Raw genomic sequence first — 15,734 nt, forward strand, 5'->3', positions numbered from 1 at the left:
CACATAACTAACGTTAAGATGGCGAAGATTCATTCATCCGGTTGGCAAAAAAGCCATTGCAATGTTTTTTTCAACTACGGACCGCTACCTGCCGCATGTATAACGATTATCAGACCATTGTAGAGCACCTCGGGGATCTCCCCCCGATGCCGGCGGTCGCCATCAAGGTGCTCGAACTGCTGAAGAACCCCTATTGCTCGGCCAAGCTGCTCGCCAAAGCCATTTCCCATGACGCAGCCGTGTCCGGACGCATCCTGCGCATCGCCAACTCCCCCATGTACGGTCGCCAGAAACGGGTCACGACCCTTGAGGGCGCCATCGTCGTTCTGGGGGAAAACACGTTGAGAACGCTGGTTCTTGAGACCAGCCTGCGCGGCATCAACAAAAGCTTCGGGCGACTGGAACGCATGCTGTGGGAGGACTCCATCGGCTGTGCAATCGGCGCACGCATCATCGCCCGGCGCCTCGATATCGGCGACCCGGAAGAGTTGTTCATCGCCGGCCTGTTCCGTCATATCGGCAAAGTCGTCATGAGCAACCACGACAAGGACGCCTACCAGCATGTTCTGGATACCGCAAAAACCGCGGGGGAGGGATTGATCGACATTGAGCGGGCCTTCTTCGCCTTTTCCCATGAGATGGTCGGCGCCGCGGTCCTCGACAACTGGAACCTTCCAGCGCCGATGATTCAAAGCGCTCTTCATCATCACGACCTGACCCTTGCGGAATCGGTGGATCCGGACCTGGAAGAACAGGTTGCCGTGATCAACCTGGCCGGACTTTTATGCCGCAGCCTGGGGATCGGCCAGGAAAGCCCCGACGAACAGATTGACATTGAGGACTCGCCGGGCGCCCGAGCCCTTGAACTCGACGAAGACCAGATCGATGATATCCGCCACGATCTGGAGAACCTGTTCGCCAGAGAACGTGACTTTTTCCTGGTCGCCACCCGCTGATTCGGCCTGAAAAGCGGCACCCTCCCGCCAACACGTCCCCACCTAAATCCCCCATCCGTTTAGATTCAGACCGAAAAATCAGGTTGACTTCCCCTTTCAAGATAGGTAATATTTAATAAACTCATTCCCAGAAAAACAAGCATTGGAAAAAAGAGGGCTTCATGAGCGAGAAACAGACCGAGCAGGGGCAGGAAAAAAAACCGGACAACGTTTTACTGGAAGAAGATAACGAGCGGCACAGCCTCGTCCTTGAAGTCGTCAAAAACGCCATGGAATGCCGCCTTTCCGTCACCCCGAAAAGCAAATCCGGACAGCTCGAAAAAGACGAAGTCATCGACCTGCTTGCCGACCAGGGAGTGACCCAGGGGTTGGTGGACAACCAGATCCGGGCAATGTGCCGTGACCTGTCCAAAGGCAAGACGGCCAACAGTTTCCTGGTGGCCGAAGGCAAGGAACCGAAACCCGGGCCGGACGGCTACCTGGAACTGTTCGTCAAGGCTGCCGCCGAGACCCCCGATTACCATGAAGACGAAGAAGGCAATATCGATTTTCGCACTCTGAATTTTTTCACCAACGTCTTTCCGGAGCAGGAGATCGGCGTTATCCGCCCGCCCGAGTACGGCGACGAAGGTTATACGGTCACTGGTGAGCCCCTGCCCCCCCTTCTCGGCAAGCCGTTGAAGCTGACGGTTGGATCAGGCGCGCGGCTTAAGGAAGACGGCAAAACGGTTATTTCGGAAATTGAAGGGCGCGTCCTCTACGACGGCAAGACGGTTTCGGTCACAGAGGAGTACGTCGTGCCGGGAGATGTGGACCTTTCGGTGGGCAACATCGATTTTCGCGGATTCGTCGAAGTGCGCGGCGACGTGCTGGACGACTTTGACATTCACTCCGGCAAGGGGATTCTGGTCAAGGGCAACGTGGGGATCTGCGAGATCTCCTCCGCCGGGGACATTGCCCTCGGCGGCATGGCGGGGCAGGGGCGCGGGCGCATCGTATGTGGCGGCAACCTGGTGACCACCTACCTCAACGACGTCACCGTCGAGTGCGAGGGCGATGTTTTCGTCAAGAACGAAGTCCGCAATGCCCGTATTTACGCCTCGGGGATCGTCAGCCTGCCCAACGGCAACATCTTCGGCGGCGAAACCTACGGCCTCGGCGGCATCGAAGTCAAAAACGCCGGCGCGGCCAGCGGCATCAAAACCCGCCTCTACGCCGGGATCGACTACACCCAGATCAAGCTGGCCCAGCAGCGTGACGAGGCTCAGCTTGAATTTGTCGAAATTAACGACCAGCTCGCCATCCTGAGCCAACTGCTCAAACAGAACAAGATGCTGAGCGCGGACGACAAGAAGAAGGTTATCGAGCTGTCTGCGCGCATAAATGAGATCAACCAGCTTAAGGAAGAGCTTGAGGAAAAAATCGCGCGGGCCCGCGTCCTCGCCAAGAAGAAGGCCAACGGCAAAATCAATATCAAAGGACGAATCGGCGAAGGGGTCATTCTACACATCGGGGACACAACTGAAGAGATCAAGATCGAGCGCCAGAGCGCCGTTTCCATTATTGAAAACCGCAAAGCCCAGGGATTCCACTTCCTGAGCCTGACCCCTCTTTCCACCTCGGCGGAAGAACTCGAAAAAGAGATCGAAGAAGACGCAGAGGACGACGATGTGCCCGCCGAGTGGGGGCAGTAGCCGGCGTCTCGACGCCTCATCGCCGTTTCGCGGGGTTACAGTAATTGCCGGTCACGCAGAAACGTCTGCAATTCATTCCACTGCTTCTCCAGTGAAACAATGCACGCCCGCGCCTTCTCTGAGTCCTCGTTGCGCGCGGCGGCCTCAACCTCAAGGGCGGTCTTCTTCAGGTCCGTCGCTCCGACCACCGCCACCGATCCCTTGATCGTATGCGCCACCACTGAAGTTTTTTTCAGATCGCCGCTATCCAAGGCCGCCCGCATCTCGCCGATGCGCCCGGGCAGATCCTCCGCCAGCAGTACCAGACACTCCTGCAGAAGTTCCTGATCACCCTCCAGCGCCTTAAGTGTTTCATTCAGGTCGATCAAAGCCTGTACCTGTACTTTCCGGCGACTTATTTCGCCTGTGTTCATTTACCCCTTTTGTGGGCGGCCACCGCGGCCTGTTCAGTGAAACATCCCCCCTGCGGTGTCACGCCCGCGGCTGCGCAGATGCGGGAGCAGCTCGATCGCCGGCAGGGGATGCTCCCAGTAAAAGCCCTGCACTTCGTCGCAATGGCGTGACAGCAGAAAATCCACCTGTTCCTGCTCTTCAACTCCTTCCGCCACAACCTGAATGCCAAGACTGTGCGCCATGGCAATCATGGCCTCAATAATCGCCGACTGCCCGAAGGGACAGTCGAAATCAGCAAGAAATGAGCGGTCGATTTTTATCTGGTCGATCGGGAATGAGCGCAGGTGGTTGAGACTGGAATAACCGGTGCCGAAATCGTCGAGAGAAAGCATGACGCCCCTCACCTTGAGATCGGTCAATGTCATGATGGCCATCTCTGTTTTTTCCATCACTGTGCTTTCCGTCATCTCGAGCATCAGGCGGTTGGGAGGCAATCCCGTTTGCGCAAGCATTCGGTCGAGAGAGTCGACGAAGCCGGGGCTGTGGAAAACCCGGGCGGAGATATTCACGGACAAGCGCAGATGATCATAGCCCGCCTCGTGCCACACTTTCATCTGCCGGCAGGCTGTGTGCAGCACCCATTCACTCAGAGGCACGAGCATCCCCGTCTCCTCGGCCAACGGGATAAATCTGTCCGGGGCGACCTCGCCGAGAACCGGACTGTACCAGCGCAACAGCGCCTCCACGCCGACAATCTCTCCGCTGCGAAGCAGCATCTGCGGCTGGTAATGCAGGCTCATCTCGCCGCGCGCCCAGGCCTCGCGCAGATGTTGTTCCAAGGTCAGTTTGGCCTGAATGCGACGGTTCATCTCCGCCGAGAAGAAACGGTAGGTGCGGCGCCCGTCCGCCTTGGCCTGATACATGGCTGCATCGGCATGGCGCAGCAGGCTTTCAATGGAGGTGCCGTCAGCAGGATAGCGGGCAATGCCGATGCTGGTGCCGGTATGGATATCATTTCCGGCCAGCGAAAAAGGCTCATCGAAACTGGCGATAATCTTTTTGGCGACCGTTTCGACCTGTGCGGTCCCATGGGCGGGGTGCAGAATGACGACGAACTCATCTCCTCCCAGGCGCGCTACCGTATCGGCCTGCCGCACGCAGCCGCGCAACCTGCGGCCGACCGCAGCCAGCAGAGCATCACCCCCTTCATGCCCGAGGGTATCGTTGACATCCTTGAAGCGATCGAGATCGAGAAACAGCAGAGCCAGCTGCTGGGATTCGCGCTCACTCTGGGCAATGGCCTGTTCGAGCCGTTCGAGAAACATGCGCCGGTTGGGCAATTCGGTCAGCGGGTCGAAATAAGCCAGCCTGCGGACCTGTTCCAGTGCTTCGCTGCGCTCGGTTCGCGCACGCAGAGCCTCCAGCCCGAAAGCCAGTTGTCTCGCCAGCTCAACCAGAAGCTCGACCTCTTCGGCATCGAAGACTCTGCGCTCATCTGAATAAATCCCCAGCACTCCCAGGCAACGCTCATCGACAATCAGCGGCAGGGAGATACACGAAAGAAGTCCTTCGGCCAGGGCATCTGCACGCAGGCGCGAAAAAATCGGACTGCTGGCGATATCCTGGCAGACTACCGGCCTGCGCTCCCGCACTGCGCGACCGCTCGGCCCCTGGCCATAAGGGTTGTCGCCATAGGACATGGAGTGATTCGTGAGAAAAAGCGCCTCTTTGCCGAAAAAGGCCGCAGGCTGGATGCTGCACGCTTCGTCGGCTGCGACCAGTCCGACCCACGCCAGGCGAAATCGCCCCTGTTCGACAATCAGGCGGCAGACCTCGGTGAGAAGCGCCGCTTCACTGCCGGCCTGCAACAGGGCATGATTGCATGACGCCTGCACCCGATAGGCGCGGGTGATGTGGTCGAGGGTTTCCCGGGAGCGGGTCAGTTCCTGATTGCGCGCCAGCAGTTCCTCGCGCTGCTGATGCATCTCCGCCATCAGGCTTTCCAGATGCCTCTCGAGTTGAAGATGACGCTGATGCTGTCGCTCCATCCGTTCCAATTCAGCCTCAAGGGCACGAACCCGCTCACGCAGGCACGACTCTCCATCGGAGCCATCAATGCTTTGCGCTGCCGGCTGCCGCCGGTTTTTGTCGGACGAATCGACTGTTTTTTGCGACATGCAAATCCTGCCCCGTCAGAGTGTCGGCCCCTTTGTTCATTCAAGGGCCTGAAGGCTGTCCCCACATTTTACCGTATTTTTCAAAATATGCAGGAGCAGTGGCGCTCAGGCTTCTGCATATTTTGAAAAAAAACCGATAAAAACCTTTTTGTCCACCCGCGACTTCCTGCTAAGATCAGATGCCTTCATTCATGGGGCACCCCAATAAAAAGGCATCCGCCAACCTCAGACTCAAGGCAGATTCCTGCATATGCGCGCGCGATTTACGTACCTGTTGATTGCTGTTTCGCTGGCACTCACTGGCGGTTTGACGGAGGCCTCCGGTGCCCTTTCCAGCGACGAAATGGCCGCGGGCTCCGATCTGCCTTACATCTCCGTTCCGAAAAACGGGTTGGAGCAGACATCGCCGCTACCACCGCTTATCTTTCGGACCAAAACGTCCCCGCCGGAGCCGGCCACGGCCGTAAGACGCTACCGGGATTTGGGCGTCATCGTGCGCGACAGCAGTTGGCTGCCGGTCTGGAATCCGGTCGCCACATCGGCCTGGGCGCGGCGTATCAGCAAAAGCCTTCCCTTTGACAGCATTCTGGTTGAATTGCCGCCCGGCAAATTGAAAATGTTGGAAGAGGATGCTGCACTTCGCCGCCGTCTTCACGGGCTGATTCTGGAGCTTGCAGACAATGGTGTCGCAACGGGGCTTGTCATCAACGACCCCGCCCTGTTTCTGGCACCGGAACGCGGGCGGATTCTGGAACTGATCACCGCCCTGGAGAATCTTCCCCTGGCGGCTGTGCTGCTCGAAGTCGACCGGGTTCTGACGCCGCCCGGGCAGGAGGATCTCCCCCTGATCGATGCCCTGGTGAACCTGTCTGTCGGCGTGACGGTGCGCGCTCCCTGGCCGGTAGGTATGATCCTCAGACCATATCAGCTCGACCAGGGGGAGTTGGGAGGGCGACTTGAAAAAAGCGCCATTGATTTCATCGCGCTGCGCCTTGAAGATCTCAGCAGGGGCAGTGTCCGCCGGATCGAACCCTTTCTCGCCATCTATCCTCGGGCGCAGTTCCGTCTCATCCCTTCCCTGAATGCCGCCGTGCAGGAGAACGGCAGAGACATAGAAAAAACCGGTCATCTACTGGCAAGAATGGAACGCTGGCACCGCCACCTCCAGGTCTACCCCAACTTCGGGGGGATTCTGCTGGACGATCTGGAAGCGTTCAGAAATCTGCATCCCTGACGGAAAGGGGGCCGGTGCGCGACAGAATCAGGCCCCCGTGCGGCGAGGTTCCACAAGCACTGTTTGAATGGCTTTTTCAACCGCCGGGAGTGCGGCCTCTTCATCCTCCACCTCGATTTCAATGCGCCTCTGCGGCAGAGTATGGCGGTAAAGAGGGTCGTAATAATAGAGCATCAGCTCGCCGGCCAGATTTTCCCAGTCACCCTCATCAAGCAGCGCCAGCAGGCGCGCGACCCGCTCTCCGCCAAGTCTCCGGCGCAAAGCCTGAATGGGTCCGCGAAACTGATCCCGGCACTGCTCGACGGCAGGATAATCTTCCAGCAGGCGCTTGACCCGCACCTCGGCGGAAGCGTGCAGCCACAGGGATGTTTCCTCCTGCAGAGAGGCATAAACCTCGGCGGGAAGACGGCATTTGCCGATGTGGCGGCTTTCCCCCTCGGCCAGGGCGTACCCCTCAAGGCCGACATGGCGCAACTCGTCCCACAACAAGGCTTCGAACATCTTCTGGCTCGGCTGCGGCGCACACCCCAGTGCCCCGAACGCACTGCCGCGGTGATTGGCCAACCCCTCCAGGTCGATCACGGGGTGGCCGCGATCCCGCAGTTTCAGAAGAAAGCGGGTCTTCCCCACGCCGGTAAGTCCGCGCAAGACCAGCAATCTCCCCCACTGCCCTCGCTCAAAGTATTGCCGGACGTAGGCACGAAACGCCTTATGGCCCCCTTCCAGCTGACGCGCGGAAATGCCGGCCAACCGCAGAAAAGTCGCCACCGCCCGGCTGCGCTCGCCGCCGCGCCAGCAGAAAACAATAACCGACGACCTGTCATCGCCGCAAAGCCCCATCACCTCGCGCACCAGCGCAGGAATACGCGGCGCCACCAGATCCACCGACAACAGGCGCGCAGCCGCCGCCCCTTCGCGGTGATAAACCGTCCCAACCCTGGCGCGCTCCTCGTTGCTGAACAGAGGAACATTGACCGCGCCGGGGATGGTGGCCTCAGCAAACTCTTCCGGTGTTCGGGTATCAATGAGCAGCGCGCCGCGATCACGCTGCTGCAAAGCAGCTTCTACTTTGATTTTGAGTCCGTTCACAGCGCCTCCGTCGGATAAAAATCTATCCAGCAGCTTTCTACCACTATCCGGCAGCAGGCACAATGATGAAGAAAAGATTGCCTTTGGAGAAAGATTCCTCAAATCTGCTGTTGACATGCCATCCATGCCGATATATAGTGCCGGTTCCTGTCGCGGGGTGGAGCAGTACGGTAGCTCGTCGGGCTCATAACCCGAAGGTCGCAGGTTCGAATCCTGCCCCCGCAACCAATAAATCGAAAGGTCACGGCGCATTGCCGTGACCTTTTTTGGTTCGCATCACTGTCGGGCCTTAATCACAGGAGTTCAGGAGCAACCGAGCGATTTGAAGGCTTTTGTCACCACTTCAGTCAAACTCGCCACAACCTCGACTTTTTGAGAGAAATCGGCAACTGCTCAACAGGGACCTGCAGAAGGGGCGCTCAGACAGGAGAACTGGAAGAATCCAACTGTTGCCGCAACAGTTCAGTAAAGGCAGCTTCCGGAAGTGGCCGTCCGCAGTGAAACCCCTGCACTTCATCGCAGCCGTATTCGCGCAACAGGCGAATATGAGCTTCGGTCTCTGCGCCCTCGGCGAGCACCTCCATACCGAGAGTATGGGCCATAGCGATAATGGTCTGCGTGATAACGGCATCATCCGGGTCCGTATCGACATCATGTACGAAAGTGCGGTCAATCTTGACCCGGCTGAAGGGAAAGCCTTTCAGGTAGCTCAAAGAGGAGTAGCCTGTGCCGAAATCATCCACGGCCAGATGAACTCCCATCTCCTTGAGTTGCAGCAGGATGCGGCGCACCCGGTCCGGATTGTCCATGATGCAGCTTTCCGTCAGTTCGATTTCCAGGGCGTTAGGTTCGAGTCCGCACTCTTCAAGAACCCGTGCGACCCTCTGTGCAAAATGCACTTCTTGAAACTGTCTTCCGGATACGTTGACAGCCATTCGCAGTCCGGTGAAGCCCTGCTCCCGCCACAGACGCGCCTGGCGGCAGGCGGTACGCAACACCCATTCCCCGATTTTTAAAATCAGACCGCTTTCTTCCGCCAGACAAATAAACCGATCAGGGGCAATCGGCCCCAGAACCGGGTTGCTCCAGCGCAGCAAGGCCTCCATTCCGACCAGCTTCCCTGTGCCCAGATTGAATTGCGGCTGATAGTGAAGAGTAAATTCCTCCTTCTCCAAGGCTTGGGCGAGATGCCCGTCGAGAAGCTGCCTGTATGCGGCCCGAGCGTGAATATCGCTGGAATAAAAGCGATGCAGATTTCGTCCGGACTCCTTGGCATCGTACATGGCGATTTCGGCATTTTTGAGCAGCGCCTCGACGTCCTGGCCATCATCGGGAACCACGGCAATCCCTACGCTGACGCTGATCAGGCATTCCTCTCCATCACAGATGAAGGGTGTTTCAAATCCCTGGCGCACCTTCTCCGCAATGACGGCCACATCCTCGATCGCATTGATCTCCCGCAACACCACGGCAAACTCATCCCCGCCCAAGCGAGCCACAAGGTCGGAGGGGCCGGTCAACTCTACCAGGCGGCTGCCGGCAAGCCGCAGCAACTGATCGCCTGCGCCGTGCCCCATGGTATCGTTAACTCGTTTGAAATGGTCGAGGTCAAGAAACAAAACCCCCAGCGCGGCACCGCTGTCTTCGAAGCGAGCCAGGTCCTGAAGCAGTGCGTCCTGAAAATGCCTGCGGTTCGGCAATCCCGTCAATGGATCGAAATTGACGAGGCGCTCAATGTCTTTCTGGGCGGCACGCTGATCGGTAGTATCCTGCACCAGCCCGATGCCATATTGAGCGCGTCCCGAATCATCATGAACCCAGGCGACTGTCACCCGCCCGCAAACATGCGAGCCGTCCTTGCGACGATACTCTTTTTCGTAATTGAAACAGAGGGTTCGCTCTTCACGAACCTGTTGGTAATAACGGCGGGTTTCCTCCAGGTTAGCGTCAGCCGTTATCTGCTCAACATTCATCTGCTTCAGTTCATGGGGTTCGTAACCGATAAAGGCGCAGAAAGCGTCATTAGCCTCGAGAAAATCTCCAATAGGGTTGAGAATCGCCATACCGGCTGCAGCATTCTTGAAAAAGGAGCGGAAGCGCTGTTCACTGCGGCGCAGGCGATTTTCAGCATCTTTTCGCGCGGAGATATCACGCACCAGGTAAAAAAGTAATTCTTCCGACTCATCTTCCAGGCGCCCCGCGTTGATCTCCACGGGAATCATCTGGCCGTCACAACGCCGCATGACACACTCGTGAACAGGAGGCTTCGCCTCGAGGCTGCCCTGAAGTACCAGACAACCGCCGGGGTCGCAGGGATAGGCCAGCAGATCGGACCACTTCAGATTCGCAAGCTCCCTGCCGGCATACCCCAGCATCTTGCAGGCCTGGGCATTGAAGTCGAGCAGAGCGCCCCCTTCGCCGACCAGAAAAACCCCGTCGCCCATGCGCGTCAGCAACGCGGGCAGGACGCGTTGGAAACGGTCGCCATGGCAAGTCTCGGCAAATTTTTTCTGCAAATCAGGAGTCATTCGACAGAGTCACCTTGTTGGACAGGTTAGAAACCCGTTTGTAAAATTGCTCAGAACCGAAGAAATAAACTCTTAAACCTCAGAAACCTTAGCAAAAACTAATTCTTTTTTCAACATCAAAACAGATATTTGATTCTGCCGACTCTCATCCATAAAAAAAGCCCGGGACGACTGCCCCGGGCAACTGCATGGAAGGTCCATTCTCTCCCGAAAGTCGGAAGGGAAGAGGACGCGCGTGAAATGAACTGATTCTAGATGACGTGAGAGATGCTCTCCTTGTTGTCGCTGCTGGACAGATCTTTCCAGGTCTGCCCTTCAAGAAAACTCCCCCAGACGTTCTGCTCCAGCTCAGGTAGCATGGAGAAGGGAATGGTAAAGCTCATCTTGTCGCTGCCGAGCAGGCACTGGGCCTGGGAACGGGCATGGATATCGGCGAGCCCCACCACGGCGCGCGGCTTGATGGCCAGGGCCTCGCGGTATGGGAAAATCCCCACCGCCTGACAGCTGGACGCCTGCGGAAAGAGGATGTTGTCGAAACTGGTGCGGCTGTAGCCCACCAGGGTGGTCAGCGCCGCCAGTTGGTTTGGGTTGACCAGAAAAATCACCGATTGCGGCGCGCCCTCGCGGGGATCGACCTTCTTCAATGGCATGAAGGTGACGTAATTTCCGGGAATTTCAGTAGTCGGCAGAGTCGCCAGAAACTTCCGCGCCAGTTCCGGCGTGCGGAAATAGCGGCGTCCTTCCATGAAATCGGAGAAGTATTCCTCCCCCAGGCTCATGCGTACCAGCTCTCCCACCTGCCGGCCGCGCTCCCAGCGCTTGTTGCCGATCGAGAGGTAGTAGCAGTAGCATTCCGGCCCACCGGGAAATTTCTTCAAACGCGATTCGAGGCCAAGCCCGAGACCGGCGCTGAGACACCCCGCTGTCTTCTGGTCGCAGGTCGTCGTCTCCCCGTGCGCTGCGCGGGTGACCAGTTCCATGATGCAGCCGAGCTTGTCCTCAGCGAGTTGATAAGCCCCATCAGGTTTCTGCTCCTGCCACAACAGGGCGACAGGTTCAAGTTCAAGGTCCATGACTTGAGAGATCAAGCACTCCATTAATTTACGTCCTTCCTCTATTTCCGAATCGTTAAATTCCGGATTACTGCAGAACAGGATCCAGCTGCAGAAAACCGGTCAGTGAACCCACAAGATCGCGGGGATGGCAGGTTCTGCCTCCCCATTGCTCGATATCGAAATTCCGAGGAAGATCTTCTCGCTCAACCAGCAGCACGGGCGTTTGAACTCCACGCATTCTGAGCGTTTCAAAAATCTCCTCGACCTCTTCAATTCTCTGAAAGCGATTGACCACCAAGGCGTCGAACGGAATGTCGCTGCTCATTTGACTGAAAAACCAATTGAGCATTTCATGGCCGTCACGCACAACCGTCACCTGACAACCCCGCAGCCGCAGCAGAAAAACTGTTTCCCGACAGGCATCGGTACACCAGTCGAGCATCAGAACCCTGGCATCGCTCAAACGTCTTCCCCCCTTGATATGTGCCGGCACATCTCGCCGCCAAACCTGTCTTTTCTTTGAGCAAGGGACGTTCCATCTGGGGGGAAATGGGCTTTTATGTTTTATTTCAGAGTATTAGGAGAGATTTGAAAAAACCGAAAGGGTGTGACACGTGAAGTGGAGAGACGAAGAAGAGGCGTAATTTCTTCAATCATTTAAAACCCTTGAAGGAAAGTGTGCCATAAAAGATCGATGTTAACTTTTGTCGCACCCTTTGCGGCACTCTTACAACGATTCGTCATTCGTTCTGCGACGGGAAAGGCGCTTGTTCAGAGCCGGTCGGGATATGCCCAGCAGCCCGGCAGCAATTGTCTGATTCCCACCGGTACGTGCCAGAGCTTCATCGATCAGCTGGGAGACTGCCTGATCCAAGGTCGGCAAAATTTCGGGGAAGACAAGCTGTCCGGCACTCCGTCCGCCCGTGAAATCTTCCCCGGAGCCCGTGAACTCCCCCATCGCGCGGCGGAAAATATCCATCGATAGCTTGCGTGACTGGTGCACGCTGACCGCATCGTACACCATCGCCCTGAGTTCCCTGACATTTCCGGGGAAGACATAGTTTGAAAGCAGGACTGAAAGTTCCGGGGGAGCGGTAGGCTTGCGCTTGTCGAGTTCATGAGCGGTTTCAGCGAGAAAATGTTCCAGCAGCAAAGGGATATCCCCGGGACGTTCCCGTAGCGGCGGGAGATGGACATGATGCGTACGCAGGCGGTAATAGAGATCCCTGCGAAATGCTCCCTGGGCCTGAGCGCGCTCCAGATCCCGGTTAGTCGAAACCACCACCCGCGCCTTGAGCCGGCGGGGCCGGTCACTGCCCAGGGGAAAATACTCCCCTTCCTGCAGCAGCCGCAGCAGTTTGACCTGTGAGGGCGGGCTGAGATCACCGATTTCATCGAGGAAAAGAATGCCGCCGCGCGCTTCTTCCACCAGACCTGCGCGGGCGCGGTCCGCCCCGGTGAACGCGCCGCGTTCGTGACCGAACAGAGTATCGGAGAAGACGTTGTCATCCAGCCCCGCAACATTGACGGCGACCCAGGGCTGCTGCGGACGGCTCAACCGGTGCAGCCCGCGGGCGACCAGTTCCTTGCCCGTCCCGCTTTCCCCTGTGATCAATACCGGTTGTGAGGACGGCGCGACCGCTTCGAGATACTGGAACACCGAGCGCATCTTTTTGTCTGCGGTAATCAGGTCGGCAAAAGCCTCGGGATGAGCGACCTCATCATGCAGAAACCGGCGACGCATGTCGGTGTTTTCCCGTTGCAGTTCCGCCATGCGCAAGGCATGGCGCACCACCGTCACCAGGCGCTCCTCTTCGGCGGTCTTCACCAGGTAGTCGAAGGCGCCCAGCTTGATGCAGCGCACCGCGGCTTCCACCCGGTTCATGCCGGTGAGCACAATCACCGGGATATCCGGATAATCACGCACCACCTCTTCAAGAACCTGCTCGCCGGAGATGGCCGGCATCACCAGGTCGAGCAGCATCAGAGCCGCCGGACGCCTCGCCAGCGACTCCAGAGCTTCCCGGGGGTCGCTGCAGCAGATGATATTGTTGATGCCGGCGGAGCGTTCCAGAACCAATCGCAGCGATCGCAGCCAGGCGCGCTCGTCATCGACCAGCACCACGGGCAAAGCGGGGAAAAGAGTGTCAGCTGTCAAGATCAACCTCCTCGCCGGCCAGCGGCAGCGTCAGGACGACTCTGGTCCCCTGTCCCGGACGCGATGAAAATTCAAGTTTCCCCCGGTGCTCACGCACAATTCGCGAAGAAACCGACAACCCCAGACCGGTCCCGCCTTCGCGGCGGCGGGTGGTGAAAAAGGGATCGGTAATGCGCGGCAGATCTTCGGGCGATATGCCCTGCCCTTCATCTTCGACCTCGGCCAGGGCACAGTTATTTTCCACATCCAAGCGGGTGCGAATCCAGAGGCGCCGACGGGAGCCGGTCAAAGACTGGCAGGCATTCAATATCAGGTTGACCAGCACCTGCTCGATGCGCGCCGAGATGCCCCGCACCACCAGCGGGGTACCCGTCAGTTCCACCGTTGCCGCGGCACTGCACTTCTCCAGAGGATTGGCGACCAGGCGCAACGCACGCTGCACCGCGTCATTAAGATCAAAAAGCTCATCCTCGTCGACCTCTTCGCGGCGGGTAAAATTCTTCAGATCCTCCACAATCCTTTTAACACGGCGGGCGCCGTCGGTCATTTCCTCCAGCAAAAGCGGAATTTCCTCGCGCATTGTGCCGTAAGAGACTCCCGCCAGGTCAAAATCACCCTGTTCTGCATGATAGGCATCGAGAAGAGTTCGAACATCGGCAAAGGCCTCACGCAGCGTCGGCAGGCTCATCAGAATGAGACCGTTGGGGTTGTTGATCTCGTGGGCCACCCCGGCGGAGAGTTCGCCGAGAGCGGCCAGGCGCCCGGCCCGCAGGTTTTCTTCGCGCAGGCGTGTTTTTTCCGTAATATCGGCGGCCAACCGGATGACTCCCGTCACGCCGTCGTCGTGCCCCGCAAGAGGAAACGTCCTCACCTCCCAGACCCGACCCTGGAAGTCGTGCTCAATGCGCTCCCACATCCGGCCGGTCTGAAAGGTCTTGCGGACAGGGCAGCCCCTGCACAACTCCCCGGTGCGATGCTGCAATACTTCGGCGCATGAATGACCGAGGAGTGAATCCTCCGTCATTCCCACCACCCGTGAAGCGGCCCTGTTGCCCCAGACCACCCTCATGGCAGGAGAGAACAAAACGATGGAATCGGCGATGGCGTCGAGCAGAACCGAAAACTCCTGCGACAGCTTGCGGTAGCGCTGTTCGCTCTCGCGCAGCGACTGTTCGTTCTGCAGGCGCTCGCGGATATCGCGCGCCAGGGCCAACAGCAAACGACGGCCATGCGCCTCAAAACGCGAGACACTGATTTCAACCGGCAGCAGAGTGCCGTCGCGACGCTTCAATCGGGACCGCGTCACCATCCCTTCCCCCGGCGCCAGTTGCCGCCAGGGCTTGTCAAGCGCGGCAATTTCGGGGCCGAGAATCGACCAGCCTCGTCCCATGAATTCCTCTCGTGAATAGTGCAGGGATTCACAGGCAGAACGGTTCACATCGACAAACCCACGCTGGAGATCGAACAGGAAAAATGCATCCGGCGCCTGCTCCACCAGGAAGCGCAGAAGGTTCTCGCTCTCCTCCCGCCGCTGTCTCATGCGCGCAAGCCGGGCTTGAACAATATAGACCAGCACGCCGAAAGCGAGGCTGAGCACAAGGCTCCAGCGCATGAAGTACCTGATGGTGGCAAGTCCCTGACGGTAGATGTCCCGCGGAATTTCGGCCTGCAGGATTTTCACCGGTCGGCCGAACACATCACTGAGATGGATGCGTCCCAGAAGTGTATCCTCATTGGCGAGTTCAAGGCTGAGGGGACTGCCGGCCAGGGGCAGCAGCGCACCGGGTTCTGTTGATTGCCCCTCGGTCGAATCCACCGGCAGTCCCTGCAGAGAGAGGTGGCTTATTTCGCCGAGCAGATTGACATGCCCCGTCTCGAGGTAGCTCCCCATGATCAGGGCCCCCACGACTTGGGTGGGGCGATCGGGAGCAGCGATGGGGCTTGAGGAGACCAGCATGGCCCCCCCGGGGAAAAGCAGGATTCCCTCAAACCGTTCGGCATGACTGCTATGGCGCCATAAAAAAGGCATCTCCGTCAAACGAAGTTCAATATCCGTCGGCAGCGCGCCGCCCGCACGCTCTCCGGGTTCCATGTAATGTCCATGGTTAAAACGGCCTTCTTGATCGATGAAAGCAATGAGGTGGGTATCGACATGCAGATGGTTGGGGGCGGCGAAGCGATCAAGAAAAGCCCCTTTCTCCTGACCGCTCAGAAACCTGTAAGCCTGCTCGCTATGCGCGATATTGTGGGTCATCAGCCCGAGATGAGAGAGGTCGTCCTGCAGCACCGAGCGCAGGCGCTGCATGTCCTGTAGGGCCTTATCCTGTTCAAGGTCAAGATAACTGTCGAGAATAATCAGGCGGGCATTGAAGTAAAGAAGCAGGTTGACACCGACAATGACGGCGGCCAGAGCAAGTAGAAATTTCCAGCGAATCGACATGCGACTGATC

11 protein-coding genes and 1 tRNA gene are annotated in these 15,734 nt (G+C 58.0%); 4 read left to right on the forward strand and 8 right to left on the reverse strand.

The window, feature by feature from the left end; all coding sequences use genetic code 11:
- Positions 1-95: 95 nt before the first annotated feature.
- Together GSUB_RS13915 and GSUB_RS13920 are read left to right on the forward strand one after the other, a co-directional pair.
- Positions 96-956: an HDOD domain-containing protein gene (locus GSUB_RS13915; RefSeq protein ID WP_052464941.1), complete on the forward strand. Its 861-nt coding sequence runs from the start codon at positions 96-98 to the stop codon at positions 954-956.
- Between the two features lie 161 nt (positions 957-1,117).
- On the forward strand, positions 1,118-2,650 hold the full coding sequence (locus GSUB_RS13920; RefSeq protein WP_040201347.1) for a flagellar assembly protein A: 1,533 nt from the start codon (positions 1,118-1,120) through the stop codon (positions 2,648-2,650).
- Between the two features lie 35 nt (positions 2,651-2,685).
- On the opposite strand, the gene GSUB_RS13925 is transcribed toward GSUB_RS13920, so the two are convergent.
- On the reverse strand, positions 2,686-3,063 hold the full coding sequence (locus GSUB_RS13925; protein ID WP_052464942.1) for an Hpt domain-containing protein: 378 nt from the start codon (positions 3,061-3,063) through the stop codon (positions 2,686-2,688).
- A 33-nt stretch (positions 3,064-3,096) separates the two neighbouring features.
- On the reverse strand, positions 3,097-5,220 hold the full coding sequence (locus GSUB_RS13930) for a putative bifunctional diguanylate cyclase/phosphodiesterase (protein ID WP_052464943.1): 2,124 nt from the start codon (positions 5,218-5,220) through the stop codon (positions 3,097-3,099).
- A 250-nt stretch (positions 5,221-5,470) separates the two neighbouring features.
- On the opposite strand from GSUB_RS13930, the gene GSUB_RS13935 reads away from it, so the two are divergent.
- Positions 5,471-6,454, forward strand: a complete 984-nt coding sequence (locus GSUB_RS13935; protein ID WP_040201348.1) for a hypothetical protein — start codon at positions 5,471-5,473, stop codon at positions 6,452-6,454.
- 27 nt (positions 6,455-6,481) lie between these two features.
- On the opposite strand, the gene mnmH is transcribed toward GSUB_RS13935, so the two are convergent.
- Positions 6,482-7,543 carry a tRNA 2-selenouridine(34) synthase MnmH gene (mnmH, locus tag GSUB_RS13940; RefSeq protein ID WP_052464944.1) on the reverse strand — a complete coding sequence of 354 codons (1,062 nt, stop codon included), beginning with the start codon at positions 7,541-7,543 and terminating at the stop codon, positions 6,482-6,484.
- Positions 7,544-7,694: 151 nt separating this feature from the next.
- Here mnmH and GSUB_RS13945 point away from each other — a divergent pair.
- Positions 7,695-7,771: transfer RNA gene (locus GSUB_RS13945), tRNA-Met, on the forward strand.
- A 191-nt stretch (positions 7,772-7,962) separates the two neighbouring features.
- On the opposite strand, the gene GSUB_RS13950 is transcribed toward GSUB_RS13945, so the two are convergent.
- The 5 genes from GSUB_RS13950 to GSUB_RS18170 all read right to left on the reverse strand — a co-directional run bounded on the left by GSUB_RS13950 (position 7,963) and on the right by GSUB_RS18170 (position 15,724).
- The gene (locus GSUB_RS13950) at positions 7,963-10,071 is read right to left on the reverse strand and encodes a sensor domain-containing protein (protein WP_052464945.1); all 2,109 of its coding nucleotides are present in this window, start codon (positions 10,069-10,071) and stop codon (positions 7,963-7,965) included.
- Positions 10,072-10,322: 251 nt separating this feature from the next.
- Positions 10,323-11,168, reverse strand: coding sequence for a DUF169 domain-containing protein (locus GSUB_RS13955; RefSeq protein ID WP_040201349.1), 846 nt, complete (start codon positions 11,166-11,168; stop codon positions 10,323-10,325).
- A gap of 43 nt (positions 11,169-11,211) precedes the next feature.
- Positions 11,212-11,589, reverse strand: coding sequence for a hypothetical protein (locus GSUB_RS13960; protein ID WP_040201350.1), 378 nt, complete (start codon positions 11,587-11,589; stop codon positions 11,212-11,214).
- A 264-nt stretch (positions 11,590-11,853) separates the two neighbouring features.
- The gene (locus GSUB_RS13965) at positions 11,854-13,284 is read right to left on the reverse strand and encodes a sigma-54-dependent transcriptional regulator (RefSeq protein WP_040201351.1); all 1,431 of its coding nucleotides are present in this window, start codon (positions 13,282-13,284) and stop codon (positions 11,854-11,856) included.
- Positions 13,274-15,724, reverse strand: a complete 2,451-nt coding sequence (locus GSUB_RS18170; protein WP_052464946.1) for a PAS domain S-box protein — start codon at positions 15,722-15,724, stop codon at positions 13,274-13,276. Before GSUB_RS18170 ends, GSUB_RS13965 begins: the two co-directional genes overlap by 11 nt.
- Between the last annotated feature and the right edge of the window lie 10 nt (positions 15,725-15,734).

This window comes from Geoalkalibacter subterraneus (assembly GCF_000827125.1).
Classification (GTDB): Bacteria; Desulfobacterota; Desulfuromonadia; order Desulfuromonadales; family Geoalkalibacteraceae; genus Geoalkalibacter_A; species Geoalkalibacter_A subterraneus.